Below are 25,172 nucleotides of genomic sequence, written 5' to 3' on the forward strand. Positions count from 1 at the left end.
GGAAACCTTGCGGTGACCGTTACATAGGGGCGTGCAAGCCGATTACAAGGGCCGGGTAGAAAATTTTTTACGTCGGTGGCCAGGAACGAACACGGCACCCGAAGGTGCCGTGTCGATGGGATTACTTGGCGTCGCGGTGTTCGAACTCGCCTTCGATGACCGTGGGTTCACGCCCAACGGGTTGGCGCGGAGCCGGACCGCCACGGGGCTGGAGATCGTCGGCAAACGCGCGTTGGCGCATCGCCTGTTCTTCGGCGCGCTGGCGCATTTTATTGGCCAAGAGGCGACGGGTGAACGGCAACAGCATGACCAGGCCCAGCACATCGCTGACAAAGCCCGGCAGGATCAACAGGCCGCCACCCAAGGCCAGCATCAGGCCTTCGAGCATGGTCTGGGCGGGCAGCTCGCCACGGTTCAGGCTGTCACGGGCACGTAGCGCCGTGGCGAGCCCGGCGATGCGCAGCACGAACACACCGAGCATCGAACCCAGGATGATCAGCAGCAACGCCGGGAAAAACCCGATAGCACCGCTGACCTTGACGAATACGAATAGCTCCAACACCGGGAACAGCAGAAAGAGCAACAAAAAAGGGCGCATCAAATGGTTCCTCAACGCAAGAATGCCTTGCTATCTAAACTTAAATGACGTCGCCCTTTCGTGAATTCAACCCTCGGCCTCGGCATTTTTCGGCCATTGTTCGGCGCGGGCCAGGTAAACCAAGGCCTCGCGCACTTGTGTCGGGGTGTTACAAGCTGCCGGGAAGGCCAACCAATGCAGCCCCTGGCCAATGCGCAGGTGCATGCCTTCGCTGTCGATGCCCACCAGTTGCGCCGGTTCGGTTTTCGGCAGGCCGGTCAGTTCCACGTAATGGGCGATGGCTTTGGCGTGGTCGGTGTTCATGTGCTCAACCATGCTGGTTTCGGCCGCGCCGACGAAGGGGTTGGGCAGCGTGAGCTGATCGACCCAGTGAATGGCGCCGAAGCCGCCGATGTAGCGATGCCGCACTGGGTTGAGTACCCAGAAATCGAAATCATGGGCCTTGTGATAATTCTGCGAGTCAGGGAAATAGCGGTAGTAACGCTCGGCAGCAGCGTCGATGGCGGCGCTGTCTTCCAGCCGCTGCGCCTCAGCCAGGTAGGTCAGGCGTCCAACGGCTTGCACGTCCTCGGCGCCCCGCTCGCCCACCAGCATCGAACACTTGGGATCTTTTTGCAGATTGTGCGTGTGCTGGGCAATGCGGCTGATCAGGATCAACGGCCGGCCCTGCTCGTCCAGGCAATAAGGCACCACGGAACCGAACGGAAAGCCAGGCATGGATCGGGAATGAGTGGAGAGCACCCCACGATATTCCTTGAGCAACAATTCTCGGGCATGCTTGGCAGCGACTACGCTCAATTTATGACTCCTTGGGTAAATCTCGTCTAAAAACGGTCGGATAGCTGGGGAAATGAAATGCAACTCACTGACAAAGTAATCATTATCACCGGCGGCTGCCAGGGTTTGGGGCGTTCCATGGCCGAACATCTGGCGGGCAAAGGCGCCAAGCTCGCCTTGGTGGACCTCAACCAGGAAAAGCTCGATCAGGCGGTTGCCGCGTGCGTGGCCAAGGGCGTCGAAGCCCGCGCCTACCTGTGCAACGTCGCCAACGAAGATCAGGTGACCGACATGGTCGCCCGAGTGGCCGAGGATTTTGGCGCGATCAACGGGCTGGTCAACAACGCCGGGATCCTGCGAGATGGCCTGCTGCTCAAGGTCAAGGACGGCGAAATGACCAAGATGAGCCTGGCCCAATGGCAGGCGGTGATCGACGTCAACCTCACCGGCGTGTTCCTGTGCACCCGCGAAGTGGCGGCGAAAATGGTCGAGCTGAAGAACAGCGGCGCCATCATCAATATTTCCTCGATCTCCCGCGCCGGCAATATCGGCCAGACCAACTATTCCGCCGCCAAGGCCGGCGTGGCAGCGGCCACCGTGACCTGGGCCAAGGAACTGGCGCGCTACGACATCCGTGTCGCCGGCATCGCACCGGGCTTCATCGAAACCGAGATGACCCTGAGCATGAAACCCGAGGCCCTGGAAAAAATGACCTCGGGCATTCCGCTCAAGCGCATGGGCAAGCCCGAGGAGATCGCTCATTCGGCGGCGTACATCTTCGAGAACGACTACTACACCGGGCGGATTCTGGAATTGGATGGCGGGTTGCGGATCTGAATCCACCACCAGACAAGAGGTGGGAGTAAGGCCTGTGGGAGCAAAGCTCGCTCCCACAGGGGATTGCAGTTCAGCCGATCAATCGTCGCTGACAGTGATGTTCGGCATCGCCGGTGACGCGGCTTCCTGCAACACGATGCGGGCGCCCACGTGGCGGGCCAGTTCCTGGTAGACCATGGCGATCTGGCTGTCCGGTTCGGCGATGACCGTTGGCTTGCCGCCATCGGCCTGTTCGCGGATCAGCATCGACAGTGGCAGCGAGGCCAGCAGTTCGACGCCGTACTGGGAAGCCAGTTTCTCCCCGCCACCCTCACCGAACAGATGCTCGGCATGGCCGCAGTTCGAGCAGATGTGCACGGCCATGTTTTCCACCACACCCAGCACCGGGATGTTCACCTTGCGGAACATCTCCACGCCCTTGCGCGCGTCCAGCAGGGCCAGGTCCTGGGGCGTGGTGACGATCACCGAGCCTGCCACCGGGACTTTCTGCGCCAGGGTCAGCTGGATATCGCCAGTGCCGGGCGGCATGTCGATCACCAGGTAATCCAGGTCGCCCCACGCGGTCTGCGTGACCAGTTGCAGCAGGGCCCCGGAGACCATCGGCCCACGCCAGACCATCGGCGTGTTGTCATCGGTCAGGAACGCCATGGACATGACTTCCACGCCATGGGACTTCAATGGCACGAACCATTTCTGGTCCTTGACCTGCGGCCGGGTGCCCTCGGCAATGCCGAACATGATGCCCTGGCTGGGACCGTAGATGTCGGCATCGAGAATCCCGACCTTGGCCCCTTCACGCGCCAGGGCCAGGGCCAGGTTGGCGGCGGTGGTGGATTTGCCCACGCCGCCCTTGCCCGAGGCCACGGCGATCACGTTCTTGACGTTCGCCAGCCCCGGCACCTGCGCCTGGGCCTTGTGGGCGGCGATCACGCTGGTGATATCGACCTTGGCAGCGGCCACACCGTCCAGGGACTCGATGGCCATCTGCAGCATCTGCGCCCAGCCGTTCTTGAACAGATCGGCGGCGTAGCCGATTTCCAACCGGACGCTGACGCGATCGCCCTGGATGTCGATGGCGCGCACGCATCCGGCGCTGACCGGGTCCTGGTTCAGGTAGGGGTCGGTGTACTGGCGAAGCACGGCTTCCACCGCTGCGCGATTGACGGCGCTCATGGGCAACTCCGATAGCAAGACTTGAAAAACAGGCCGCTATCCTACGCCGCGCTTGCTTTTGTGGCGACCCGATTGCTGCGGTGCGAATACCTTTTGTGGCCTGGAGATTGTGGGAGCAAGGCTTGCCCGCGATAAAAGCGATGCGGTCTTAGAATCGAGGCGCCTGCTTCGCGAGCAAGCTTTGCTCCCACAGTCCAGCCAGGCTCAATGCTCTTGCCATCCCCAATGGATGCACCTGGAAACAGGCCAGTGGGGTGAAATATATTTCCCGGCGCTTTATAGTGGCCGACCTCCGTTTCATCAAGTAGCCGAGCCCCATGTCCGAGCCACGCAAGATCCTCGTCACCAGCGCCCTGCCCTATGCCAATGGTTCGATCCACCTCGGCCATATGCTGGAATACATCCAGACCGATATGTGGGTGCGCTTCCAGAAGCATCGCGGCAACCAATGCATTTACGTCTGCGCCGATGACGCCCACGGCTCGGCCATCATGCTGCGTGCGGAAAAGGAAGGCATCACCCCGGAACAACTGATCGCCAACGTCCAGGCTGAACACAGCGCCGACTTTGCCGAGTTCCTGGTGGACTTCGACAACTTCCACTCCACTCACGCCGAAGAAAACCGTGAGCTGTCGAGCCAGATCTATCTCAAGCTGCGTGACGCCGGGCACATCGCCACGCGTTCGATCACCCAGTATTTCGACCCGGAAAAGAAAATGTTCCTGGCCGACCGCTTCATCAAGGGCACCTGCCCGAAATGCGGCACCGAGGACCAGTACGGCGACAACTGCGAAAAATGCGGCGCCACCTACGCACCGACCGACCTGAAAGACCCGAAATCGGCGATTTCCGGGGCGACGCCGGTGCTCAAGGACTCCCAGCACTTCTTCTTCAAGCTGCCGGACTTCCAGCAGATGCTGCAAGCCTGGACCCGCAGCGGCACCCTGCAGGACGCCGTCGCCAACAAGATCGCCGAATGGCTCGATGCCGGCCTGCAACAGTGGGACATCTCCCGCGATGCGCCGTACTTCGGCTTCGAGATCCCCGACGAGCCCGGCAAGTATTTCTACGTGTGGCTGGACGCGCCGATCGGCTACATGGCCAGCTTCAAGAACCTGTGCAACCGCACGCCGGAGCTGGACTTCGACGCGTTCTGGGGCAAGGACTCCACCGCCGAGCTGTACCATTTCATCGGCAAGGACATCGTGAATTTCCACGCCCTGTTCTGGCCTGCCATGCTCGAAGGCGCCGGTTTCCGCAAACCGACCGGCATCAACGTCCACGGCTACCTGACCGTCAACGGCCAGAAAATGTCCAAGTCCCGTGGCACCTTCATCAAGGCCCGGACCTACCTGGACCACTTGTCGCCGGAATACCTGCGCTACTACTACGCCGCCAAGCTCGGCCGTGGCGTCGACGACCTGGACCTGAACCTCGAAGACTTCGTACAGAAGGTCAACTCCGACCTGGTGGGCAAGGTCGTCAACATCGCCAGCCGTTGCGCCGGTTTCATTCACAAGGGCAACGCTGGCGTACTGGTGGCGGGTAATGCCGCACCGGAGCTGACCGACGCGTTCCTGGCCGCTGCGCCAAGCATCGCCGACGCCTACGAGACCCGCGACTTTGCCCGTGCCATGCGCGAGATCATGGCCCTGGCCGACCGCGCCAACGCCTGGATCGCCGACAAGGCCCCTTGGTCGCTGGCCAAGCAAGAAGGCAAGCAGGACGAAGTCCAGGCGATCTGCGCCCTCGGCGTCAACCTGTTCCGCCAGCTGGTGATTTTCCTCAAGCCGGTGCTGCCGCTGCTGGCCGCCGATGCCGAGGCGTTCCTCAACGTCGCGCCACTGACCTGGAACGATCACCAGACCCTGCTGAGCAACCATCAGCTGAATGAATTCAAACCGTTGATGACCCGCATCGACGCCACCAAGGTGCAAGCCATGACCGACGCCTCCAAGGAAGACCTGACCGCCAGCCAGACCGACACTGGCGCGCCGGCCGGCAACGGCGAACTGGCCAAGGACCCGCTGTCGCCGGAAATCGAATTCGATGCCTTCGCCGCCGTCGACCTGCGCGTGGCGCTGATCGTCAAGGCCGAGGCCGTCGAGGGTGCCGACAAGCTGCTGCGCCTGACCCTGGACATCGGCGATGAGCAACGCAATGTGTTCTCCGGCATCAAGAGTGCCTACCCGGACCCCGCCAAGCTCGAAGGCCGGTTGACGATGATGATCGCCAACCTCAAGCCGCGCAAAATGCGCTTCGGCATTTCCGAAGGCATGGTGATGGCGGCGGGCCCTGGCGGCGAGGAAATCTACCTGCTGAGCCCCGACAGCGGCGCCAAGCCGGGTCAGCGGATCAAGTAACGAGACCGCGTGCTACACCGATCCCACAGTCGCCTCGCAGGTGTCTGTGGGATTTTCATATCTGGTCTACCCTCCCGGCGTGCCGGATAATGCCTAATCTTGTAACAGGCTCTTTGTCACCAACACGCCCATGCCCGAATTCATCCTCACATTGTCCAGTGCTGCCTTGATCAACAACCTGGTGTTGCATTGGCCCCTGGGTATCGATCCCCTGCTGGCGAGCAAGCCCAGGAAACAGGTACACGCCCTGGGCTTGGCGACAACGTGCCTGATGCTGATCGTCGGCACCCTCGGATACGCCATCGACCAGTGGCTTTTAGCTACGGCGAACCTGACGTCGCTGCGCCTGCTGGTGTGGCTGCCCTTGTGCGTATTGCTGATCGGGCCGCTGTTGCGTTTGTTGGCGCGCCTGCTCCCAGGGCAATCGTTCGACGGTCTGTGGCCATTGCTGCTCGGCAATGCCGGCGTACTGGGCATCGTGCTGCTCAACAGTCAGCAAGCCCAAGGCCTCGGCCACGCCATCGCGGCGAGCCTGGGGGCCGGGCTAGGATTCTGGCTGGTGCTGAGCCTGTTCGACGACCTGGGCCGGCGCACTTTCAATAACGATATTCCCCTGCCCTTTCGAGGCCTGCCGATTCAGTTGATCAGTGCCGGACTGATGGCCGTGGCCTTTCTCGGATTGCGTGGGCTGGTCAAGACATGACGCTTATTCAACGTATCGATGCCCTGTTGCCGCAGACTCAATGCGGCAAATGCGGCCACCCCGGTTGCAAGCCCTACGCCGAAGGCATCGCCCAGGGCGAGCCGATCAACAAGTGCCCGCCTGGCGGACGCGAAACCATCGCGGCCCTGGCCGAGCTGATGAAAATACCGGTATTGGAACTGGACACCAGCCGAGGTCAAGCCCCGGCGCAGCTCGCCTTTATCCGTGAAGCCGAATGCATCGGCTGCACCAAATGCATCCAGGCCTGCCCGGTGGACGCCATTGTCGGCGCGGCGAAGCTGATGCACACCGTCCTCATTGACGAGTGCACAGGCTGCGATCTTTGCGTGGCCCCGTGCCCGGTCGATTGCATCGAAATGCGCCCCTTGCCAACGGCCACGGTCGTTCCGGTCGTGGGTGGACTGGCCGCCAGCGCCGAGCAACTGCAAGCACGCACCGCCAAGCGTAATCATGCCCGGCAACGTTTCGAGCAGCGCAACGCCCGCCTGCGCCGGGAAGAAGACCAGCGTCAGGCCGAGCGCCTGGCCCGCAGCCAACGAACGGCCCAGGCACAACCCCAAGCACAACCCCAGGCTCTGGACCCTGTGCAAGCTGCGCTGGAGCGGGTACGTGCGCAAAAAGTCGCCAGCGCCGATGCCGCGCTGAAAAAAGCCAAGATTGACTTGGCCATGAGCCGGGCGCAGTTGAACAAGTCCTTGAAAGCCTTTGGTCATCCACCGACCTTCGAACAACAGTCGCAATTGATCGTATTGCAACGCCAGTTCGAAGCGGCTGAGCAGGCCCTGGCGCAACTGGAGAGCAGCCCCGCCCCCGCCGCGCCAGCCTCCGCACCGGCCCAGGATGCCGAACTGAAGCGGGCCAAGATCCAACTGGCAATGCGCCGGGCAGAACTCAGCAAGGCCCGCAATGCAGCCGCTGCGCACGAACAACTGCAAGCCCTGGAACAAGCGGTGAAAGACGCCGAACGCCAGGTGGATGCCCATGCCGCGCCTTGAGCCCGTGGACGACCGGCTGCGACTGGCGATGACGCGAGTGCTGCTGGCGACACTGCCTGGCGTGCTGGCATCGCTGTGGTTCTATGGCTGGGGGACAGTGTTCAACCTGTTGTTGTCCGGCCTCACCGCCCTGGCGGTCGAAGCGCTGGTGTTGCGTTTGCGCGACCGGCCTCTCAAGCCCGGACTGAACGACGGCAGCGCGTTGGTCAGCGCCACGCTGTTGGCCCTGGCCTTGCCGGCCTACTGTCCCTGGTGGTTGACCGTCACGGCCGCCGCCAGCGCCCTGTTACTGGGCAAGCACGTGTGGGGCGGGGTGGGCAGCAACCCGTTCAACCCGGCGATGCTCGGCTACGCCCTGATGCTGGTGGCGTTCCCTTCCCACATGAGCCAATGGCCAACACCTCATGGCGTGGAGGTGCTTGAAGGCCTGCAGCGTGTGTTCGGCGTCCATCCCGCACCCGACGCCTGGGCCGGGGCGACCGCGCTGGACAGCCTGCGAATCAACAAGAGCCTGACCATCGATGAGCTGTTCGCCAGCAACCCGGCGTTCGGCCAGGTGGGTGGTCGCGCCACGGAATGGATCAACCTGGCCTTTTTGGCCGGCGGCCTGTTCCTGCTGCAACAACGTGTGTTCAGTTGGCATGCCCCCGCCGGCATGTTGGCCGGCCTGTTCATTGCCAGCTTGCTGTGCTGGAACGGCTCGGGCTCCGATTCCCACGGCTCGCCGCTGTTTCACCTGTTCACCGGCGCGACCATGCTCGGCGCGTTTTTTATCGTGACCGAACCGGTGTCAGGCGCCAGGGCCCCGCTCGCCCGCCTGCTGTTCGGCGCGGGCGCAGGCCTGCTGGTCTACCTGATCCGCACCTGGGGTGGCTACCCGGATGGCGTCGCGTTCGCGGTGCTACTCATGAACCTCGGTGTACCGGCGCTGGAGCGGTTCGCCGAGGCGCGGCAAAGGCGGCAGATGCCATGAAAAACCCTCGTGGCGTCGCAATCCTCATCCTGTTGATCGGCCTCGGTACCGCTGCCACCTACTTCACGTACCTCGGCACGGCCGAGCGCATCGAGGCTCAGCGCCAGGCCCTCGCCAACCGGGCCTTGCTCGAAGTACTGCCCCTCGATCTTTACGATAACCAGCCGCTGGCACGACCGACCCTCACCCACCCCATAGCCCTGGCCCACAGCACGCTGCTGGGCGGTTACCTGGCGACCCGCAGCACGCGCCCCGCTGCCGTCCTGCTGCGCAGCCAGGCAACGGGCTACGAAGGCAGCATCGAACTGCTCGTGGCCATCGACCCGCAAGGCCGACTGCTGGGTGTGAAGACCCTGCGCCAAACCGAGACGCCCGGACTGGGCGCGGCGATTGCCGGCTGGCCGAACAGCTGGTTGCAAACCTTCAACGGTCGATCACGGAACGCTCCCGACGACAGCGGTTGGGCCTTGAAAAAGGACCAGGGGCAGTTCGATCAACTGGCTGGCGCGACGGTGACGTCTCGAGCCGTGCTGCAGGCTGTCCACGATGCACTGCGGTATTTTGATGAGCACAAGGCTGAGCTAATGGGAGGGGTTCGCGGTGAATAAACCCGTGTTGTTGAGTCGCGGCCTGCTGCTCGTCCCGTTGGTGGGCGCCAGTGATTCGCTGGCTAACGCCTTGGCGGTGTGGCTGGCCTGGGTCTTGATCAGCGGCAGCCATGGCGGAGCAATGGGGCTTCTACGAGCGCGCCTGGATGCGCCCCAGCGGCGGCTGGCGGCCGTCGTGCTGGCTGCCAGCCTGAGCGCCTGCGTGGCCCTGGTGGTACAAGCCTGGGCGTTGGAACTGTATCGACCGCTGAACCTTTATCTTGGCTGGATCGCCGTCAGTTGCGTGGTGCTGGAAAACCAGGATTTCTTCACCGAACTCCGCCTGCCGGGGTACCTGAAGCTGGCCGGCCTGTCCGGGCTGTTGATGACGGGCCTGGGCGCGTTGCGCGAACTGATCGGCGGCGCCGTCCCGCTGGCCCTGCTCACGCCCGGCGGATTCATCCTGCTTGGCCTGCTGCTGGCCGCCTACCAGGCTTGGGCGCGTGCCAAACCCCATTCACCCCTTGAGGAAACGCCGCGCCCATGAACGCCGCAAAACGCCTGGAAATCTTTCGTCGCTTTCACGAGGACAACCCGGAACCCAAGACCGAACTGGCCTATTCGTCCCCTTTCGAATTGCTGATCGCGGTCATTCTGTCGGCCCAGTCCACCGACGTCGGCGTCAACAAGGCCACGGCCAAGCTGTTCCCGGTGGCCAATACGCCGCAGGCTATCCTGGCCCTGGGCGTCGAAGGGTTGTCCGAGTACATCAAGACCATCGGGTTGTTCAACAGCAAGGCCAAGAACGTGATCGAAACCTGCCGCCTGCTGATCGAGCGCCACGACGGTAAAATCCCCCAGACACGTGAAGCGCTTGAAGCCCTGCCGGGGGTCGGCCGCAAAACCGCCAACGTCGTACTCAATACCGCGTTTCGCCAGTTGACCATGGCCGTCGACACCCACATTTTCCGCGTCAGCAACCGCACCGGACTGGCCCCCGGCAAGAACGTGGTGGAGGTGGAGAAGAAGCTGATGAAGTTCGTCCCCAAGGAATTCCTGCTGGACTCCCATCACTGGCTCATCCTTCACGGGCGCTACGTCTGCCTGGCGCGCAAACCCCGTTGTGGCAGTTGCCGAATCGAAGATCTATGCGAATACAAGCACAAGACCTCTGACGATTGAGGGGCTATTGCTTTTTCTGATCCGCCGATTGAAAAAATCTTTTTTACCCGATCGTGGTTTATCGATATAAGGAGCGCCAATGGCAGTCTTAGCCTGGAGTCGACCCCATGAGTACTGGCAAAGAACAACTGGATGTAGAAGACGAATTCATCGCGGCTGAAGGCGACGACGCAGAACCTGTGGTCGTGGAAGTGGCGAAGACCAATCTGAGTAAACGCCGCACCATTGATAACCTGCTCGAAGAGCGACGCTTGCAGAAGCAACTGGCCGATTACGATTTTGACCTCTGACACGTAAAAGCCTCCCTGATGGAGGCTTTTTACTGGGCACGCATAACCGTATCGCTCACACCAACCCGTTACGCTGCGCCAGCTCGATCAAATCGACCAATGAACGGGCATTGAGTTTCAATAGCAACCTCGTCTTGTATGTACTGACAGTCTTGTTACTCAAGAACATCCCATCGGCGATTTCCTTGTTGGTCTTTCCGCGAGCCAGTTGCTGTAGCACCATCATCTCCCGCCCGGACAAACGGTCCACCATATCCGACTCACTGGCATTGCCCAGACTGGAGCGCACCGTGTGCAACGCCTGGTTGGGAAAATAGCTGTAGCCGGACAGCACTGCCTTTATCGCACTCAATAACTCAGTAAGGTCCTGTTGCTTGCAGACATACCCCGCCGCCCCTGTCTGCATGCAACGCATCGAAAAGTGCCCGGGAGACTGGGAAGTCAGCACCAGCACTTTCAAAGGCGATGGATTGACGGTCAGCCGCGCAATAACCTCCAAGCCGTCCAGTTTGGGAATACCAATATCGAGAATGACAATATCGGGCATGAGGTCACGGGCAAACTGCAGTGCATCGACGCCGTTATCGGTTTCGGCAACAACTTCATATCCATGGCGCTCCATTAGCAAACGTACAGCAAGACGAATGACGGGATGATCATCCACGATCAGCACTTTATTCATGGGCAAATCCAACTTCGCTGTTCGAATTTTTAGAGCACGCACAATAGCGTAGTCATTTCTACCTTGGCATGCCGCCCCCCCCTGGCTGCTCGCACCGAGAGACGCAACCTACAAGATATACAGAAAAATCCTACAAATTCCCCCGGAAACAATGTGCCATTAATTCATTGACGGAGTGCGGCTGCCCGCTCTTGCCCACCCACGCTACCAGAAACATCCCCCCTTTTTGCGGTGCCAGTCCCTGCACCGAGGATTGAAAAGCAGCGCTCCTTCATAAAAAGTAACTTAATCCCCGGGATAAAACAGCAACATTTCGAACAGAGAAAGTTTACCCAGCAAAGAAAAACAAGCGAAACTGTTTTCAATAACGGCAACAGGACACTGCCTCCACACCAACACGTTAAAAATCGCTCTAAAACTTATCCCACTCATTAAAGAACAGAGAATTCATTCCCTCATGAGCACTTATTATGAAAACAACTTCGAAGACCATCACCAACCCTATGACCCTTATTGCTCTTTTCTCCACATTATCCGAAACCTCGGCGGCCATTTCCCTGCCCTTCCTGGATGATCAGGATCGCGAATATTACATCTGGTTCCTGATCACCTTCCCGTTTTACTTGTTGCTTCTTTTTTTCATCACCCTTAACTTCAATTACCACGCCTTGTATTCACCCTCCGACTTTCATAAGAGCAAGCACTTCATGAAAACCCTGGAGGACTCCCTCTATCGACGCAAACGCCTGTCGCGCCGACCAAGCAGGACCAGACGACCACGGGGGCATCTTCATCGACGCAGGCGCACGCCGGTACGGGGCGTTTCCATTGTGTACAGCCCATCGCAACGACGGCTCTCGACCTGCTGGTCAAAGCCCTCGAAACACGGCCGGGGTCACGCTGGGATCAGCGTCTACGTCATCTGCAGGCCACGCGCTACGGCGAACCGGCAGGACGGATGAACGATCTTTCCAAGAGGGGAGACAGCGTTGCAGCAGGACAGCCGCAAACGCAGGAGGAGAGGACGCCGATAACGGCCTGCCCATGGTTGGGCAGGCCGCTCTCATGCAGCCAGGGTCAGAACAGCTTGCGACCCTTGTTCGCCGCAATGCGCATGCGCAGGGCGTTGAGCTTGATGAAGCCGGCCGCGTCGGCCTGGTTGTAGGCACCGCCGTCTTCTTCGAAGGTGGCGATGTTGGCATCGAACAGCGACTCGTCGGACTTGCGACCGGTCACGATGACATTGCCCTTGTACAGCTTCAGGCGCACGACACCGTTCACGTTCACCTGCGAGGCGTCGATCATCTGTTGCAGCATCAGGCGCTCAGGGCTCCACCAGTAGCCGGTGTAGATCAAGCTGGCGTACTTGGGCATCAGCTCGTCTTTCAAGTGAGCCACTTCGCGGTCCAGGGTGATCGATTCGATCGCCCGGTGAGCACGCAGCATGATGGTACCGCCCGGGGTTTCGTAGCAACCGCGGGACTTCATGCCGACGTAACGGTTCTCGACGATATCCAAGCGACCGATGCCGTGTTCGCCACCGATGCGGTTCAGGGTCGCCAGCACGGTGGCTGGGGTCATCTCCACACCGTCCAGCGCAACGATGTCGCCGTTGCGGTAGGTCAGCTCCAGGTATTGCGGGGTGTCAGGAGCCTTCTCCGGGGAGACGGTCCAGCGCCACATGTCTTCTTCGTGCTCGGTCCAGGTGTCTTCCAGCACGCCGCCTTCATAAGAGATGTGCAGCAGGTTGGCGTCCATCGAGTACGGGGACTTCTTCTTGCCGTGGCGCTCGATCGGGATCGCGTGCTTCTCGGCGTAATCCATCAGCTTTTCACGGGACAACAGGTCCCATTCGCGCCACGGAGCGATAACCTTCACGCCCGGCTTGAGGGCGTAGGCGCCCAGTTCGAAACGTACCTGGTCATTGCCTTTGCCGGTGGCGCCGTGGGAAATGGCGTCGGCGCCGGTTTCGTTGGCGATTTCGATCAGGCGCTTGGCGATCAACGGACGGGCGATGGACGTACCCAAGAGGTACTCGCCTTCGTAAACGGTGTTGGCGCGGAACATCGGGAACACGAAGTCGCGGACGAACTCTTCGCGCAGGTCGTCGATGTAGATTTCTTTGACGCCCATGGCCTGAGCCTTGGCGCGTGCAGGCTCGACTTCCTCGCCCTGCCCCAGGTCAGCGGTGAAGGTCACCACTTCGCAGTTATAAGTGTCCTGCAGCCACTTGAGGATCACCGAAGTGTCCAGGCCGCCGGAATACGCCAGAACGACCTTGTTTACGTCCGCCATGCCATCACTCCACGGGTTGTACGGAAAGCCGAGAAGTCTACCGTCCAATGCGGATAATTTACAGAGGCGCGACAGCTTATGACGACGAAGCGACAGATAATGTCAACTGCGCGACGAGCCGGGTCGGTTCAGGACGTGCGCGCAGTGGCGCCCGCCGGAGCCTTGGCCGGGGCCGCAGCGGGGGCAGGAGCCGGTGCCTTGGCTGGAGCTGCGGCCGGCGCAGCGGGGGCGACGGGGGCTGGCGCGGAAACCGGCGGCGGTGCCGTGACTTGAGAGGGCGCCACGCGCTGCAAGAGCACGGCCACGCGGCGGTTCTTGGCACGGTTGGCCGCATTGGTATTGGGAACCAGGGGATAACGCTCGCCATGGAACCGCAGGGTGATCTGCGATTCCTGGAAACCGTTAGCCTTGAAGAAATCCATGACCGCCAGGGCCCGGCGGCGTGACAACTCACGGTTGGTCAACCGGTTGCCGCTGTTGTCGGAGTGGCCATCGAGCTCGACATGATTGACGCTCGGATCGGCCTTGATGAAGTCGAGCATCACTTGCAGCTGGGCCTTGGCATGCGCGTCGAGCTCAGTGCCTTCGCCGGGGAAGCCAATCTGGGATTGCTTCACCTGTTCGAAATTCTTTGGCAGCAGTTTCGCCACACAGCCTTGATAGTCGCTGAAGGCCTTGTTGAATCGCACCGGCAGCAAGCGGACTTCCGAGACCCGCCCGTCCTCGGTGTTGCGGCGCACCACCGGGCTGCGTCCTTCCATCAAGCCACTGATCAGGCGACCTGCCTGGGCCTGGGAGCTGTTGAACAGGACATCGCCACTGCCAATACTGACCGAGCCCAGATTGATGTCGCCGCGCCCGGGTTGCCACGGCGCAGCGGCCGCCAGCAAGGTCGCCGAACCGCCGCCAAGCACCGGGTTATAAGCCTTGAGTCGGAACGTGGCCTGCTCTCCCGCCCGGCGTACGAATTCGCCACTGCCAAAATCGGTGATCGGCTGGCTCAGCCGGCACTCGAATTTGTCGCCTTCGACCGTCCACTCAATGCTCTCCAGACGGGTCTGGAAAGTGAGCGCCATGGCGGGAAAGCTGGCAAACACACTGAGCAAGGCTAGATAACGCTGGCGCACGGGCAGCTCCACTGACTTTTACACAAAGATCGACACACGCTGAGAGTATGACGCAGGTCCCAGGCACGGCACGAATTCGTGGCACACCTGTAGGAGCTATCGGTCACTTGCGACAGAACTTGATAGCGGGTGCCTGAATCGGTCTTTTCCGGTAGCATTCCCAGAGTTTTACCCGCCTGGAAGCCCCCCAATGTCCGACCGCCTGACCCTGCTGCGTCCCGACGACTGGCATATTCATCTTCGCGATGGTGCTGTGTTGACCCATACCGTCGCCGATGTCGCGCGCACCTTCGGGCGCGCCATCATCATGCCTAACCTGGTTCCACCCGTGCGCAACGCCGCCGAGGCCGATGGCTATCGCCAGCGCATCCTCGCCGCACGCCCGGCTGGCAGCTGCTTCGAACCGCTGATGGTGCTTTACCTCACCGACCGCACCCAGCCCGAAGAAATTCGTGATGCCAAGGCCAGCGGCTTCGTTCATGCCGCCAAGCTGTACCCGGCCGGGGCCACCACCAACTCCGATTCCGGTGTCACCAGCATTGACAACATTTTCCCGGCACTGGAGGCCATGGCCGAAGTCGGGATGCCCCTGTTGATCCACGGTGAAGTGACGCGAGGCGATGTCGACGTGTTCGACCGCGAGAAGCTCTTCATCGACGAACACATGCGCCGCGTCGTGGAGCGTTTCCCCACCCTCAAGGTGGTGTTCGAGCACATCACGACCGGTGACGCCGTGCAGTTCGTCAACGAGGCCCCGGCCAACGTTGGCGCGACCATTACCGCCCATCATCTGTTGTACAACCGCAACCACATGCTGGTGGGCGGGATCCGGCCGCACTTCTACTGCCTGCCGATCCTCAAACGCAATACCCACCAGGAAGCCTTGCTGGACGCCGCCACCAGTGGCAGCAGCAAGTTTTTCCTCGGCACCGACTCGGCGCCACACGCCCGTCACGCCAAGGAAGCTGCCTGCGGCTGTGCGGGCTGCTACACCGCCTATGCCGCCATCGAGATGTACGCCGAGGCATTCGAACAGCGCAATGCGCTGGACAAGCTCGAAGCCTTCGCCAGCCTGCACGGCCCTCGCTTCTATGGCCTGCCGGTGAACAGCGATCGCATTACCCTGGTCCGCGACGAATGGACCGCCCCCGCCAGCCTGCCGTTCGGCGAGCAGACGGTCATCCCGCTGCGCGCCGGTGAAAAACTGCGCTGGCGCCTGCTGGAGGAAACGGCGTGAGTGAAGATCATTTCGACGACGAGATGGACGGCAACGGTGGTTCGGGCGGCGCCCGGCACCCGATGGCAGCACGGTTCCGTGGCTACCTGCCAGTCGTCGTCGACGTAGAGACCGGCGGTTTCAACTCCGCCACCGACGCCTTGCTGGAAATCGCCGCGACCACCATCGGCATGGACGAGAAAGGCTTCGTGTTCCCTGACCACACCTATTTCTTCCGCGTCGAACCGTTCGAAGGCGCCAACATCGAAGCGGCAGCCCTGGAGTTCACTGGGATCAAGCTCGACCACCCGTTGCGCATGGCCGTGAGTGAAGAGACGGCCCTGACCGACATCTTCCGCGGTGTGCGCAAGGCGCTGAAAGCCAATGGTTGCAAGCGTGCGATCCTGGTGGGCCATAACAGCAGCTTCGACCTGGGCTTTCTCAACGCTGCCGTTGCGCGGTTGGACATGAAGCGCAACCCGTTCCACCCGTTCTCCAGTTTCGACACCGCGACCCTGGCCGGCCTGGCCTACGGCCAGACGGTATTGGCCAAGGCTTGCCAAGCGGCCGACATCGATTTCGATGGCCGTGAAGCCCACTCGGCCCGTTACGACACCGAAAAGACCGCCGAGCTGTTCTGCGGCATCGTCAATCGGTGGAAAGAGATGGGTGGCTGGCAGGATTTCGATAACTAGGAGAGTGGCGCCATTGTGGCGACCCTCACTGCGTGGGAGCAAAGCTTGCTCGCGATACAGGCGACTCGGTTTCTGAAGGACCGCATCGCCGCCATCGCGGGCAAGCCTTGCTCCCACAGATCCCTGCCGTCCTCGGGTACGGCGTTTCAATCGATAATAGGGTTTACAGCCCCCATAAAAAAACCGGCCCATCAAGGGCCGGTTTTTTTATACCTCAGTGCGCTTACAGCTTGTCGCCGTGCTCGCCCAGGTAAGCGGCAACGCCTTCAGGCGATGCAGTCATGCCCTTGTCGCCCTTCTTCCAGTTGGCCGGGCAAACTTCGCCATGCTCTTCGTGGAATTGCAGCGCGTCGACCAGACGGATCAGCTCTTCCATGTTGCGACCCAGTGGCAGGTCGTTGACGATCTGCGAACGGACAACGCCTTTGTCGTCGATCAGGAACGCGCCACGGAAAGCCACGCCGCCTTCGGACTCAACGTCGTAGGCCTTGGCGATTTCGTGCTTCATGTCCGCAGCCATGGTGTATTTGACCGCGCCGATCCCGCCGTTGTTGATCGGGGTGTTACGCCAGGCGTTGTGGGTGAAGTGCGAGTCGATCGAAACCGCGATCACTTCGACATTGCGTGCCTTGAAGTCGTCCATGCGGTGATCCAGTGCGATCAGCTCGGACGGGCAGACGAAGGTGAAGTCCAGTGGGTAGAAGAACACCAGGCCGTATTTGCCTTTGATGGCCGAGGACAGGGTGAAGCTGTCGACGATTTCACCGTTGCCGAGGACGGCAGGAACGGTGAAGTCAGGGGCTTGTTTGCCTACGAGTACGCTCATTGGATATCTCCTGATGTAATAACGTGAAAACAAGGGTCCGGGCCAGCCTGCCACCCACGGGCGACAGCCCTGTGACACGAACCCGCTTCGCAAGGACCGACCATCATACACCGCGCATTTGGACTGTCTTCAATGGTTTTTAGGCAGCAGGGAAAAATCCCCACATGGCTTGAGGATGGCTTATCCGGACCGACTGGAAAACCGTTCGTCAGTCCTGCGCAAGAGTTCCAGAAACCACTTTGACAATCATTCTCGTTAACATTAAGATCCATCCCAATCGAGTCACAACCTGCGACGGTTCTTACTTATGTACGTATGCCTCTGCACTGGCGTCACCGACGGACAAATCCGCGAAGCGATCTATGAGGGCTGCTGCAGCTACCGCGAAGTCCGCCAGGCCACCGGCGTAGCCAGCCAATGCGGTAAATGTGCGTGCCTTGCCAAGGAAGTCGTTCGTGAAACCCTCACCCAGGTGCAAACAGCACAGGCCTCGATTCCTTACTCGGTGGAATTTACCGCCGCGTAACAAACCGCTTTTCAAGGAACCGGACTCAATGTCCGGTTTTTTTATGCCCGCAAATCAATTGCTTAGCGCTCAGACGCGGAATAAAAACGTTCTTATTCAGATTTATTTTCATTTATTATTCAAGAACTTAGGTTTGACACTCCTCATTGCGCAGCTCAGACTCCGCCTTATACATGGCTATTTACAGGACAGGCCCACCATGAAAGGCGACGTTACAGTCATCCAGCATCTCAACAAGATCCTCGCCAATGAACTGGTCGCGATCAATCAATACTTCCTGCATGCACGCATGTATGAGGATTGGGGCCTGAACAAGCTCGGCAAGCACGAGTACCACGAGTCCATCGACGAGATGAAACACGCGGACAAGCTGATCAAGCGCATCCTGTTCCTCGAAGGCCTGCCAAACGTCCAGGACCTGGGCAAGCTGCACATCGGCGAACACACCCGGGAAATGCTTGAGTGCGACCTGCGCATCGAACGCACCGGCCATGCCGACCTGAAAGTGGCCATCGCTCATTGTGAAAGCGTGGGCGACTTCGGCAGCCGTGAACTGCTGGAAGATATTCTCGAGTCCGAAGAAGAGCACATCGACTGGCTGGAAACCCAGCTGGGCCTGATCGATAAAGTAGGCCTTGAGAACTACCTGCAATCGCAGATGGGCGAAGAGTAACTTCCCTCGAACGCAAGCCAATAAAAAGCCCCGCCCTGTTTCCAGAGGCGGGGCTTTTTATTGGCTGGATTCCAGGATCACTGAAATCCACTGTGGGAGCGGGCTTGCTCGCGAATGCGCTGGGTCAGCTAGAAAAATGCCAGCTGATGCACCGTATTCGCGGGCAAGCCCGCTCCCACATAGACTGGTGAATCAAGCTTCGGTCTTGTTCGCCGCCGCTTTTTCGACAGCCGCCTTGATCGTGGTCTGCAGGGAACCGTCGGCAGCCATCTCGATCATGATGTCGCTACCGCCAACCAACTCGCCCGCTACCCACAACTGCGGGAAGGTTGGCCAGTTGGCATACTTGGGCAGGTTGGCACGGATTTCCGGGTTCTGCAGGATGTCCACGTAGGCAAACTTCTCGCCACACGCCATCACAGCCTGAGCAGCCTTGGCCGAGAAACCGCACTGTGGCGCGTTCGGCGAGCCTTTCATGTAAAGCAGGACGGTGTTGTTGGCAATCTGGTCTTTGATCGTTTCGATGATATCCATGGAGCACCTCGGGCTTAAACTTCTGCGACTTAAGTTGTCGACACGGTGGCGCATTGTAACGGAAAGCCGAGCACGCTGCTCGGTCTAGCGACGAGACAAAATCACGCAGCCGCCACCTTCACCGCCACACCGTTAAGCGCCGCGTTGCCGGACAATTCATCGAGCAGCCCTTCATCGGTCAGGTCGTTGGCACTGGAGCCCGGCTGGCCGCTGGCGATGCTCATCCGCACGCCCGGCCGGGCATGGCCCCAACCGTGGGGCAGGCTGACCACGCCTTGCATCATGTCCAGGCAAGCCTGGACCTCGACCTCGATCATCCCTACCCGTGAACTGACTTTCACCCGCTGCCCGTCGGCCAGGCCACGGCTGGCCAGGTCATCCGGGTGCATCAACAGTTGATGACGCGGCTTGCCCTTCACCAACCGATGAAAATTATGCATCCAGGAATTGTTGCTGCGTACATGGCGCCGACCAATCATCAGCAACTCCCCAGGTTCAGGCGCCCGCAACGCGGCGAAGCGCTTGAGGTCGGCGAGAATCACCGCAGGCGCGGCCTGGATGCGCTGGTTCTCGGTCTTCAGGCGCGGGCCGAGGTTGGGCTTGAGCGCCCCCAGGTCGATGCCATGGGGATGGTCGAACAGGGTCGCCAAGGACAGCTTGTGCGGCGAAGCATCACCATAGGCTCCGCTGCGCAGGCCAAGATCGATCATCTGCGCCGGCGGCAGGGTCGGCTTGAGTTCCTTGCCGGTCCGGGCGGCGAAGGCCTTGGCCAGGCCAACGAAAATTTCCCAGTCATGCAACGCCCCTTCGGGCTTGGGCAGGATCGCCCGGTTGAAACGAGTCACGTTGCGCACGGCGAACAGGTTGAACGTGGTGTCATAGTGATCGTTTTCCAGCGCCGACGTAGACGGCAGGATCAGATCGGCATAGCGCGTGGTTTCGTTGATGTACAAATCGATGCTGACCATGAACTCCAGCCCATCCAGCGCCTGCTCCAATTGTCGCCCGTTGGGCGTGGAAAGCACCGGGTTGCCGGCCACGGTGACCAGCGCACGGACCTGCCCTTCTCCTTCGGTGAGCATTTCCTCGGCCAGGGTCGAGACCGGCAGCTCTCCCGCGTATTCCGGACGCCCGGATACCCGGCTCTGCCAGCGGTTGAAGTGCCCTCCCGAAGACGTTGCGACCAGATCCACCGCCGGCTCGGTGCACAGGGCCCCGCCCACTCGGTCAAGGTTGCCGGTGACCAGGTTGATGATCTGGATCAGCCAATGGCAGAGGGTGCCGAACGCCTGGGTCGACACCCCCATGCGCCCATAGCAGACCGCTGATGGCGCGGCGGCAAAGTCCCGGGCCAACTGCCGGATCTGTGGCGCCGGCACGGCACAGAGCGGGCTCATCGCTTCAGCCGTAAACGCCGCAACGGCCATGCGCACGTCCTCCAGACCGTCTACCGGCAAGTGGCTGTCGCAGGTCAGTCCCTCGCCGAACAGGGTGTTGAGCAAGCCGAACAGCAATGCCGCATCGCCGCCAGGACGCACAAAGAGATGCTGGCTGGCGATGGCGGCTGTTTCGCTGCGACGCGGATCGACCACCACCACTTTGCCGCCACGGGCCTGGATCGCCTTGAGGCGTTTTTCCACGTCCGGAACGGTCATGATGCTGCCGTTGGACGCCAGCGGGTTGCCGCCCAGGATCAGCATGAAGTCGGTGTGATCGATGTCGGGGATCGGCAGCAACAGGCCATGGCCGTACATCAGGTGGCTGGTCAGGTGATGGGGCAGTTGGTCCACCGAAGTCGCCGAGAAACGGCTGCGGGTCTTCAACAGGCCAAGGAAATAGTTACTGTGGGTCATCAACCCATAGTTATGCACGCTGGGATTGCCCTGATAGACCGCCACCGCATTCTGGCCGTGTCGCGCCTGGATAGCGGCCAGGCGTTCGGCCACCCACTTGAAGGCGTCGTCCCAGGCGATCGGCTGCCATTGCTGGCCGATGCGCTGCATGGGCTGGCGCAGGCGGTCCGGATCGTTCTGGATATCCTGCAGGGCCACCGCCTTGGGGCAGATATGCCCGCGGCTGAAGCTATCCAGCGCATCGCCCTTGATCGAGGTGATCGCCAGGCCCTGGTCTTCGGTTTCGGTGGTTTCGAGGGTCAAGCCACAAATGGCTTCACACAGATGGCACGCACGGTGGTGGAGAGTCTTGGTCATGGCCAGTCTCTGTTTTATTCGTGGCGGGCACTTTCGGCCGCGGGAACAAAACTATGGCGCGCGATACCCGACAGCGCCAGCGACGTTCGTCCTGTGAATTGGCGGGCATCAGGGCCACCGATGCAGGGAAATCAGGACGGCTCGGGAGGCGGCGCCGCCAACTGGATTTCCTCGATGGTCTCCACCTGCTCCTGGGCGATGGGCACGCCGGTCAGTTCGCCAATCAAGCGCCAATGCTCGTCGAGCCCGCCGCTGATCGTGGCCATGCGATCGATCATCCGGCGACCGGCAGCCTTGATCACCTCATCGTCGCTGCGCAGCAGTTCGAACGACATGGACGTCACCGAAGCCGTCAGGTGAGTCAGTGAGCGTGCCGTCAGCCCTAGCAGTTCCATCAGTTGTTGCTCTTTCGAATCCATTTCGGGGCTCCTGGGGGCGCGCGGGGTTCATTTATAACCCAGCCCCTTGCATTAGGAAACGTTTCACGCCCGGCAACAGGCCCGTGCCATCGACACAAACAGGTCAAAACACGGCCATTGCCCCCGTCCCGCGCGCCCCGCTTGATTGCCAAGCGGCGTAACGCCAGTGTACAAATGGGTCGCTGCTGTCAGGAATCCGGCTTCATACACGTCATCGCAGTCCTGGGATGGCCTCGCTGAAATCCCCAAAAACCGTAGCCCTATTGGTAAGACGCGACATTTCCTTATAAGATCGCGCCTTCCCCCTATTTCGTCGCCCCGTGCGGCTTTTGCCGCAGGTCTCGCCCGTTTCTGGTTGAACATGGCTTTGAGCATCTGCGGTTAGTTATAAAAAAAAGGTAGTCAATCATGAGCGCAAGGCACTTTCTCTCCCTGATGGATTTCACGCCCGACGAGTTGCTCGGCGTGATCCGTCGAGGCGTGGAGCTCAAAGACCTGCGTAAGCGCGGCGTACTGTTCGAGCCCTTGAAAAACCGTGTGCTGGGGATGATCTTCGAGAAGTCATCGACCCGCACGCGCATCTCTTTCGAAGCCGGCATGATCCAGCTCGGCGGCCAGGCGATCTTCCTGTCGCCCCGCGACACCCAACTGGGCCGTGGCGAACCGATCAGCGACAGCGCCATCGTGATGTCGAGCATGCTCGACGCCGTGATGATCCGTACCTTTGCCCACAGCACCCTGACCGAGTTCGCAGCCCATTCCCGTGTGCCGGTGATCAACGGCCTGTCCGATGATTTCCACCCCTGCCAGTTGCTGGCCGACCTGCAGACGTTCCTTGAGCACAGGGGTTCGATCCAGGGCAAGACCGTGACCTGGATCGGCGACGGCAACAACATGTGCAACAGCTATATAGAAGCGGCGATGCAGTTCGACTTCCAACTGCGCATCGCCTGCCCTGAGGGCTACGACCCCAATGCCGCACTGGTCGCCAAGGCCGGGAACCGGGTGACTATCGTTCGCGATCCGAAGCAGGCCGTGGCCGGGGCGCATCTGGTGAGCACCGACGTCTGGACCTCCATGGGCCAGGAAGAAGAAACCGCCAAGCGCCTCGAATTGTTCGCACCGTTCCAGGTCAACCGAGCCCTGCTCGACCTGGCGGACAGCGAGGTCCTGTTCATGCACTGCCTGCCCGCCCACCGCGGCGAGGAAATCAGCGTCGACCTGCTGGATGACCCGCGCTCGGTGGCCTGGGACCAGGCGGAAAACCGCCTTCACGCGCAGAAGGCCCTGCTCGAGTTTCTGGTCGAGCCGGCGTACCACCACGCATGAGCCATTCCCTGCTGTTGAATTTGCACAACCTGGCCTGCGGTTACGAGGGCCAACGGGTTGTGCAGAACCTCAACCTGCACCTCAACGCGGGCGACATCGGTTGCCTGCTCGGCTCCTCAGGGTGCGGCAAGACCACCACGTTGCGCGCCATCGCCGGTTTCGAGCCGGTGCACGAGGGTGAGATCCAGCTGGCTGGGCAAACCATCTCCCGCGCCGGGTTCACCCTTGCCCCGGAAAAGCGTCGCATCGGCATGGTGTTCCAAGACTACGCGTTGTTCCCTCACCTGAGCGTGGCCGAGAACATCGCCTTCGGCATTCGCAAGCATCCGCAACTGGAGCGCGTCGTCGAGGAGCTGCTGGAACTGGTCAACCTGAAAAACCTGGGCAAGCGCTTCCCCCATGAGTTGTCTGGCGGCCAGCAACAGCGCGTGGCCCTGGCCCGGGCGCTGGCGCCGGAGCCACAGTTGCTGCTGCTCGACGAGCCGTTTTCCAATCTCGACGGCGAGCTTCGCCGCAAGCTCAGCCATGAGGTGCGGGACATTCTCAAGGCGCGTGGCACCAGCGCGATCCTGGTCACCCATGACCAGGAAGAAGCCTTCGCCGTGAGCGACCATGTCGGGGTCTTCAAGGAAGGACGGCTGGAACAGTGGGACACGCCCTACAACCTGTACCACGAGCCGCTGACGCCCTTCGTTGCCAGCTTCATTGGCCAGGGCTATTTCATTCGCGGCAGTCTCCAGAGCCCCGAATCGGTACAGACCGAGCTGGGGACCTTGCGCGGCAACCGGGCCTATACCTGGCCGGTTGGCGGCGCGGTGGACGTGTTGCTGCGACCGGACGATATCGTCTATGCCCCAGACAGTCCGCTGACCGCGAACATCATCGGCAAGACGTTCCTCGGTGCTTCAACCTTGTATCGCCTGCAATTGCCCACCGGCGCACAACTGGAATCGATCTTCCCCAGCCACGCCGACCACCAGGTCGGTGCCCGCGTCGGCATCCGCGTGGTGGCGGAACACCTGGTGCTGTTCCAGGCGTCGGGCAGCATGGCCGCCCATCTCCCGTCGGTGGAGAGCGGCGTGCGGCGGCATAGCACGGCGAGTTGACAGCTGAATACAAGCAAAACCCTGTGGGAGCGAGCCTGCTCGCGATGGCGTCGGATCAGCTTGCATCATGTCGACTGACCCACCGCTATCGCGAGCAGGCTCGCTCCCACAAAGGACCTCATTGGCTGAAGGTTCTATCCCTTCACCCCAGCATTAATGCCCCGCTCGCCACCAGCGTCGCATGCCCGCCAATCTTCACGCGCTCCCCCTCCAGCCGACAGAACAACGCTCCGCCCCTGGTCGAGCATTGATAAGCCGTCAGGCTGTGCTTGCCCAGGCGCTTGGCCCAGTAAGGAATGAGACTGCAATGGGTCGAGCCAGTGACCGGGTCCTCGTTGATGCCAATGGCCGGGGCGAAATAACGCGAGACAAAATCCTGCTTGCTGCCCGGCGCCGTGACGATTGCGCCCGGCCACGGCAGTTTTGCCAGGGCCGCCATGTCCGGCTTGCAGTCGAGCACCGCTTGCTCCGATTCGAGCACCACCAACAGCTCATTGGAGCTGAGCACATCCACCGCCTCGACACCCAGGGCGTTCTGGACCGCCAGGGACACGCCCAATTCGCTCGGCACGACCGCCGGGAAATCCAACCACAGCTGATCGCCTTCGCGAGTGACGCTCAGTGACCCGGATTTGCAGATGAAATCCAGCCGCTCGACCCTTTCGTTGTACACCTCGAACAGCACGTGGGCGCTGGCCAGCGTGGCATGCCCACACAGCGGGACCTCCGTGGTGGGGGTGAACCAACGGATATGCCAATACAAGCCCTCGCGCACCAGAAACGCGGTTTCAGCCAGGTTGTGTTCGGCGGCGATCTTCTGCATCAGCTCATCGGCCAGCCAGGCGTCAAGTCGGTAGACCATCGCCGGATTACCACCAAAGGGTCGGTCGCTGAACGCATCGACCTGATGAAACGCAAGCTGCATGGCATGTTCTCCTTATTGTTCAATGCGCCAGCATGAAGCGTTGCGACACCGCCTATCCAGTGACAGATCAGCTGAATTTTCGACCGCCAACACCGGATGAAGCCTGACAA

At 60.9% G+C, this 25,172-nt stretch carries 26 protein-coding genes and 1 pseudogene; 16 read left to right on the forward strand and 11 right to left on the reverse strand.

Going from position 1 to position 25,172, the window contains the following annotated elements; translation table 11 throughout:
* Positions 1-121: 121 nt before the first annotated feature.
* Together ACODSJ_RS03885 and ACODSJ_RS03890 are read right to left on the reverse strand one after the other, a co-directional pair.
* Positions 122-598: an FxsA family protein gene (locus tag ACODSJ_RS03885; RefSeq protein WP_489100469.1), complete on the reverse strand. Its 477-nt coding sequence runs from the start codon at positions 596-598 to the stop codon at positions 122-124.
* A 66-nt stretch (positions 599-664) separates the two neighbouring features.
* Positions 665-1,396, reverse strand: a complete 732-nt coding sequence (locus ACODSJ_RS03890; RefSeq protein WP_489100470.1) for a HugZ family pyridoxamine 5'-phosphate oxidase — start codon at positions 1,394-1,396, stop codon at positions 665-667.
* A 57-nt stretch (positions 1,397-1,453) separates the two neighbouring features.
* Between ACODSJ_RS03890 and ACODSJ_RS03895 the strand changes: the two genes are divergently transcribed.
* Positions 1,454-2,212: an SDR family oxidoreductase gene (locus ACODSJ_RS03895; protein WP_489100471.1), complete on the forward strand. Its 759-nt coding sequence runs from the start codon at positions 1,454-1,456 to the stop codon at positions 2,210-2,212.
* A gap of 78 nt (positions 2,213-2,290) precedes the next feature.
* Here ACODSJ_RS03895 and apbC read toward each other — a convergent pair whose 3' ends face one another.
* Positions 2,291-3,385, reverse strand: a complete 1,095-nt coding sequence (gene apbC / locus ACODSJ_RS03900; protein ID WP_489100472.1) for an iron-sulfur cluster carrier protein ApbC — start codon at positions 3,383-3,385, stop codon at positions 2,291-2,293.
* 317 nt (positions 3,386-3,702) lie between these two features.
* On the opposite strand from apbC, the gene metG reads away from it, so the two are divergent.
* The 8 genes from metG (at position 3,703) to ACODSJ_RS03940 (ending at position 10,499) form a co-directional block, all read left to right on the forward strand.
* Positions 3,703-5,748 carry a methionine--tRNA ligase gene (metG, locus tag ACODSJ_RS03905; RefSeq protein ID WP_489100473.1) on the forward strand — a complete coding sequence of 682 codons (2,046 nt, stop codon included), beginning with the start codon at positions 3,703-3,705 and terminating at the stop codon, positions 5,746-5,748.
* 130 nt (positions 5,749-5,878) lie between these two features.
* Positions 5,879-6,451, forward strand: a complete 573-nt coding sequence (locus tag ACODSJ_RS03910; protein ID WP_489100474.1) for an Rnf-Nqr domain containing protein — start codon at positions 5,879-5,881, stop codon at positions 6,449-6,451.
* Positions 6,448-7,467 carry an electron transport complex subunit RsxB gene (gene rsxB / locus ACODSJ_RS03915; protein WP_489100475.1) on the forward strand — a complete coding sequence of 340 codons (1,020 nt, stop codon included), beginning with the start codon at positions 6,448-6,450 and terminating at the stop codon, positions 7,465-7,467. The genes ACODSJ_RS03910 and rsxB overlap by 4 nt, the downstream gene beginning before the upstream one ends.
* Complete coding sequence (locus ACODSJ_RS03920; RefSeq protein ID WP_489100476.1) at positions 7,454-8,440, forward strand: RnfABCDGE type electron transport complex subunit D; 987 nt, start codon at positions 7,454-7,456, stop codon at positions 8,438-8,440. Before rsxB ends, ACODSJ_RS03920 begins: the two co-directional genes overlap by 14 nt.
* Positions 8,437-9,048 carry an RnfABCDGE type electron transport complex subunit G gene (locus ACODSJ_RS03925; protein WP_489100477.1) on the forward strand — a complete coding sequence of 204 codons (612 nt, stop codon included), beginning with the start codon at positions 8,437-8,439 and terminating at the stop codon, positions 9,046-9,048. Before ACODSJ_RS03920 ends, ACODSJ_RS03925 begins: the two co-directional genes overlap by 4 nt.
* Positions 9,041-9,574 (forward strand): Rnf-Nqr domain containing protein, encoded by a 534-nt coding sequence (locus ACODSJ_RS03930; protein WP_489100478.1) that lies wholly within the window; start codon positions 9,041-9,043, stop codon positions 9,572-9,574. The genes ACODSJ_RS03925 and ACODSJ_RS03930 overlap by 8 nt, the downstream gene beginning before the upstream one ends.
* The gene (gene nth, locus ACODSJ_RS03935; protein ID WP_489100479.1) at positions 9,571-10,209 is read left to right on the forward strand and encodes an endonuclease III; all 639 of its coding nucleotides are present in this window, start codon (positions 9,571-9,573) and stop codon (positions 10,207-10,209) included. Before ACODSJ_RS03930 ends, nth begins: the two co-directional genes overlap by 4 nt.
* A gap of 107 nt (positions 10,210-10,316) precedes the next feature.
* Positions 10,317-10,499 carry a PA3496 family putative envelope integrity protein gene (locus ACODSJ_RS03940; protein WP_489100480.1) on the forward strand — a complete coding sequence of 61 codons (183 nt, stop codon included), beginning with the start codon at positions 10,317-10,319 and terminating at the stop codon, positions 10,497-10,499.
* 55 nt (positions 10,500-10,554) lie between these two features.
* On the opposite strand, the gene ACODSJ_RS03945 is transcribed toward ACODSJ_RS03940, so the two are convergent.
* Positions 10,555-11,181: a response regulator transcription factor gene (locus ACODSJ_RS03945; protein ID WP_260962426.1), complete on the reverse strand. Its 627-nt coding sequence runs from the start codon at positions 11,179-11,181 to the stop codon at positions 10,555-10,557.
* A gap of 470 nt (positions 11,182-11,651) precedes the next feature.
* Here ACODSJ_RS03945 and ACODSJ_RS03950 point away from each other — a divergent pair.
* Positions 11,652-11,909 (forward strand): annotated as a pseudogene (locus ACODSJ_RS03950) (hypothetical protein); the annotation flags it as partial.
* Positions 11,910-12,258: 349 nt separating this feature from the next.
* On the opposite strand, the gene ACODSJ_RS03955 reads toward ACODSJ_RS03950, so the two are convergent.
* Positions 12,259-13,476, reverse strand: coding sequence for an argininosuccinate synthase (locus ACODSJ_RS03955; RefSeq protein WP_489088027.1), 1,218 nt, complete (start codon positions 13,474-13,476; stop codon positions 12,259-12,261).
* A 128-nt stretch (positions 13,477-13,604) separates the two neighbouring features.
* On the reverse strand, positions 13,605-14,603 hold the full coding sequence (locus tag ACODSJ_RS03960; protein ID WP_489100481.1) for a flagellar protein MotY: 999 nt from the start codon (positions 14,601-14,603) through the stop codon (positions 13,605-13,607).
* 190 nt (positions 14,604-14,793) lie between these two features.
* Between ACODSJ_RS03960 and pyrC the strand changes: the two genes are divergently transcribed.
* Positions 14,794-15,840 (forward strand): dihydroorotase, encoded by a 1,047-nt coding sequence (gene pyrC / locus ACODSJ_RS03965; protein ID WP_489100482.1) that lies wholly within the window; start codon positions 14,794-14,796, stop codon positions 15,838-15,840.
* A complete protein-coding gene (gene rnt / locus ACODSJ_RS03970; RefSeq protein ID WP_489100483.1) occupies positions 15,837-16,514 on the forward strand; it encodes a ribonuclease T in 678 nt (225 codons plus the stop codon). The genes pyrC and rnt overlap by 4 nt, the downstream gene beginning before the upstream one ends.
* A gap of 223 nt (positions 16,515-16,737) precedes the next feature.
* Here the strand turns inward: rnt and ACODSJ_RS03975 are convergent, their stop codons facing one another.
* A complete protein-coding gene (locus ACODSJ_RS03975; RefSeq protein WP_260962438.1) occupies positions 16,738-17,340 on the reverse strand; it encodes a peroxiredoxin in 603 nt (200 codons plus the stop codon).
* 307 nt (positions 17,341-17,647) lie between these two features.
* Between ACODSJ_RS03975 and ACODSJ_RS03980 the strand changes: the two genes are divergently transcribed.
* Both ACODSJ_RS03980 and bfr read left to right on the forward strand, forming a co-directional pair.
* Positions 17,648-17,866: a bacterioferritin-associated ferredoxin gene (locus tag ACODSJ_RS03980; RefSeq protein WP_489100484.1), complete on the forward strand. Its 219-nt coding sequence runs from the start codon at positions 17,648-17,650 to the stop codon at positions 17,864-17,866.
* 199 nt (positions 17,867-18,065) lie between these two features.
* Positions 18,066-18,539, forward strand: coding sequence for a bacterioferritin (gene bfr / locus ACODSJ_RS03985; RefSeq protein ID WP_489100485.1), 474 nt, complete (start codon positions 18,066-18,068; stop codon positions 18,537-18,539).
* 192 nt (positions 18,540-18,731) lie between these two features.
* Here bfr and grxD read toward each other — a convergent pair whose 3' ends face one another.
* The 3 genes from grxD to ACODSJ_RS04000 form a co-directional block, all read right to left on the reverse strand.
* A complete protein-coding gene (grxD, locus tag ACODSJ_RS03990) occupies positions 18,732-19,073 on the reverse strand; it encodes a Grx4 family monothiol glutaredoxin (RefSeq protein ID WP_489100486.1) in 342 nt (113 codons plus the stop codon).
* A 101-nt stretch (positions 19,074-19,174) separates the two neighbouring features.
* Positions 19,175-21,283 (reverse strand): molybdopterin oxidoreductase family protein, encoded by a 2,109-nt coding sequence (locus ACODSJ_RS03995; RefSeq protein WP_489100487.1) that lies wholly within the window; start codon positions 21,281-21,283, stop codon positions 19,175-19,177.
* Positions 21,284-21,414: 131 nt separating this feature from the next.
* Complete coding sequence (locus ACODSJ_RS04000; RefSeq protein ID WP_489100488.1) at positions 21,415-21,702, reverse strand: hypothetical protein; 288 nt, start codon at positions 21,700-21,702, stop codon at positions 21,415-21,417.
* 408 nt (positions 21,703-22,110) lie between these two features.
* Between ACODSJ_RS04000 and argF the strand changes: the two genes are divergently transcribed.
* Positions 22,111-23,031: an ornithine carbamoyltransferase gene (argF, locus tag ACODSJ_RS04005; RefSeq protein ID WP_489100489.1), complete on the forward strand. Its 921-nt coding sequence runs from the start codon at positions 22,111-22,113 to the stop codon at positions 23,029-23,031.
* On the forward strand, positions 23,028-24,137 hold the full coding sequence (locus ACODSJ_RS04010) for an ABC transporter ATP-binding protein (protein ID WP_489100490.1): 1,110 nt from the start codon (positions 23,028-23,030) through the stop codon (positions 24,135-24,137). The genes argF and ACODSJ_RS04010 overlap by 4 nt, the downstream gene beginning before the upstream one ends.
* Before the next feature lie 142 nt (positions 24,138-24,279).
* Here the strand turns inward: ACODSJ_RS04010 and ACODSJ_RS04015 are convergent, their stop codons facing one another.
* Positions 24,280-25,062, reverse strand: coding sequence for a PhzF family phenazine biosynthesis protein (locus ACODSJ_RS04015; protein WP_489100491.1), 783 nt, complete (start codon positions 25,060-25,062; stop codon positions 24,280-24,282).
* Between the last annotated feature and the right edge of the window lie 110 nt (positions 25,063-25,172).

The sequence above is a fragment of the Pseudomonas sp. FG6 genome, assembly GCF_057809015.1.

Excerpts from the sequence above, each read along its gene's own strand:
- ACODSJ_RS03910 (WP_489100474.1), top strand. The coding sequence starts at position 5,879 with ATGCCCGAATTCATCCTCACATTGTCCAGTGCTGCCTTGATCAACAAC.
- ACODSJ_RS03945 (WP_260962426.1), bottom strand. The coding sequence starts at position 11,181 with ATGAATAAAGTGCTGATCGTGGATGATCATCCCGTCATTCGTCTTGCT.
- apbC (WP_489100472.1), bottom strand. The coding sequence starts at position 3,385 with ATGAGCGCCGTCAATCGCGCAGCGGTGGAAGCCGTGCTTCGCCAGTAC.
- ACODSJ_RS03995 (WP_489100487.1), bottom strand. The coding sequence starts at position 21,283 with ATGACCAAGACTCTCCACCACCGTGCGTGCCATCTGTGTGAAGCCATT.
- ACODSJ_RS03925 (WP_489100477.1), top strand. The coding sequence starts at position 8,437 with ATGAAAAACCCTCGTGGCGTCGCAATCCTCATCCTGTTGATCGGCCTC.
- ACODSJ_RS03955 (WP_489088027.1), bottom strand. The coding sequence starts at position 13,476 with ATGGCGGACGTAAACAAGGTCGTTCTGGCGTATTCCGGCGGCCTGGAC.
- argF (WP_489100489.1), top strand. The coding sequence starts at position 22,111 with ATGAGCGCAAGGCACTTTCTCTCCCTGATGGATTTCACGCCCGACGAG.
- pyrC (WP_489100482.1), top strand. The coding sequence starts at position 14,794 with ATGTCCGACCGCCTGACCCTGCTGCGTCCCGACGACTGGCATATTCAT.
- ACODSJ_RS03895 (WP_489100471.1), top strand. The coding sequence starts at position 1,454 with ATGCAACTCACTGACAAAGTAATCATTATCACCGGCGGCTGCCAGGGT.
- metG (WP_489100473.1), top strand. The coding sequence starts at position 3,703 with ATGTCCGAGCCACGCAAGATCCTCGTCACCAGCGCCCTGCCCTATGCC.
- ACODSJ_RS03885 (WP_489100469.1), bottom strand. The coding sequence starts at position 598 with ATGCGCCCTTTTTTGTTGCTCTTTCTGCTGTTCCCGGTGTTGGAGCTA.
- rsxB (WP_489100475.1), top strand. The coding sequence starts at position 6,448 with ATGACGCTTATTCAACGTATCGATGCCCTGTTGCCGCAGACTCAATGC.
- bfr (WP_489100485.1), top strand. The coding sequence starts at position 18,066 with ATGAAAGGCGACGTTACAGTCATCCAGCATCTCAACAAGATCCTCGCC.
- nth (WP_489100479.1), top strand. The coding sequence starts at position 9,571 with ATGAACGCCGCAAAACGCCTGGAAATCTTTCGTCGCTTTCACGAGGAC.
- ACODSJ_RS04015 (WP_489100491.1), bottom strand. The coding sequence starts at position 25,062 with ATGCAGCTTGCGTTTCATCAGGTCGATGCGTTCAGCGACCGACCCTTT.
- ACODSJ_RS03975 (WP_260962438.1), bottom strand. The coding sequence starts at position 17,340 with ATGAGCGTACTCGTAGGCAAACAAGCCCCTGACTTCACCGTTCCTGCC.
- ACODSJ_RS03920 (WP_489100476.1), top strand. The coding sequence starts at position 7,454 with ATGCCGCGCCTTGAGCCCGTGGACGACCGGCTGCGACTGGCGATGACG.
- ACODSJ_RS03940 (WP_489100480.1), top strand. The coding sequence starts at position 10,317 with ATGAGTACTGGCAAAGAACAACTGGATGTAGAAGACGAATTCATCGCG.
- ACODSJ_RS04000 (WP_489100488.1), bottom strand. The coding sequence starts at position 21,702 with ATGGATTCGAAAGAGCAACAACTGATGGAACTGCTAGGGCTGACGGCA.
- ACODSJ_RS04010 (WP_489100490.1), top strand. The coding sequence starts at position 23,028 with ATGAGCCATTCCCTGCTGTTGAATTTGCACAACCTGGCCTGCGGTTAC.
- grxD (WP_489100486.1), bottom strand. The coding sequence starts at position 19,073 with ATGGATATCATCGAAACGATCAAAGACCAGATTGCCAACAACACCGTC.
- ACODSJ_RS03980 (WP_489100484.1), top strand. The coding sequence starts at position 17,648 with ATGTACGTATGCCTCTGCACTGGCGTCACCGACGGACAAATCCGCGAA.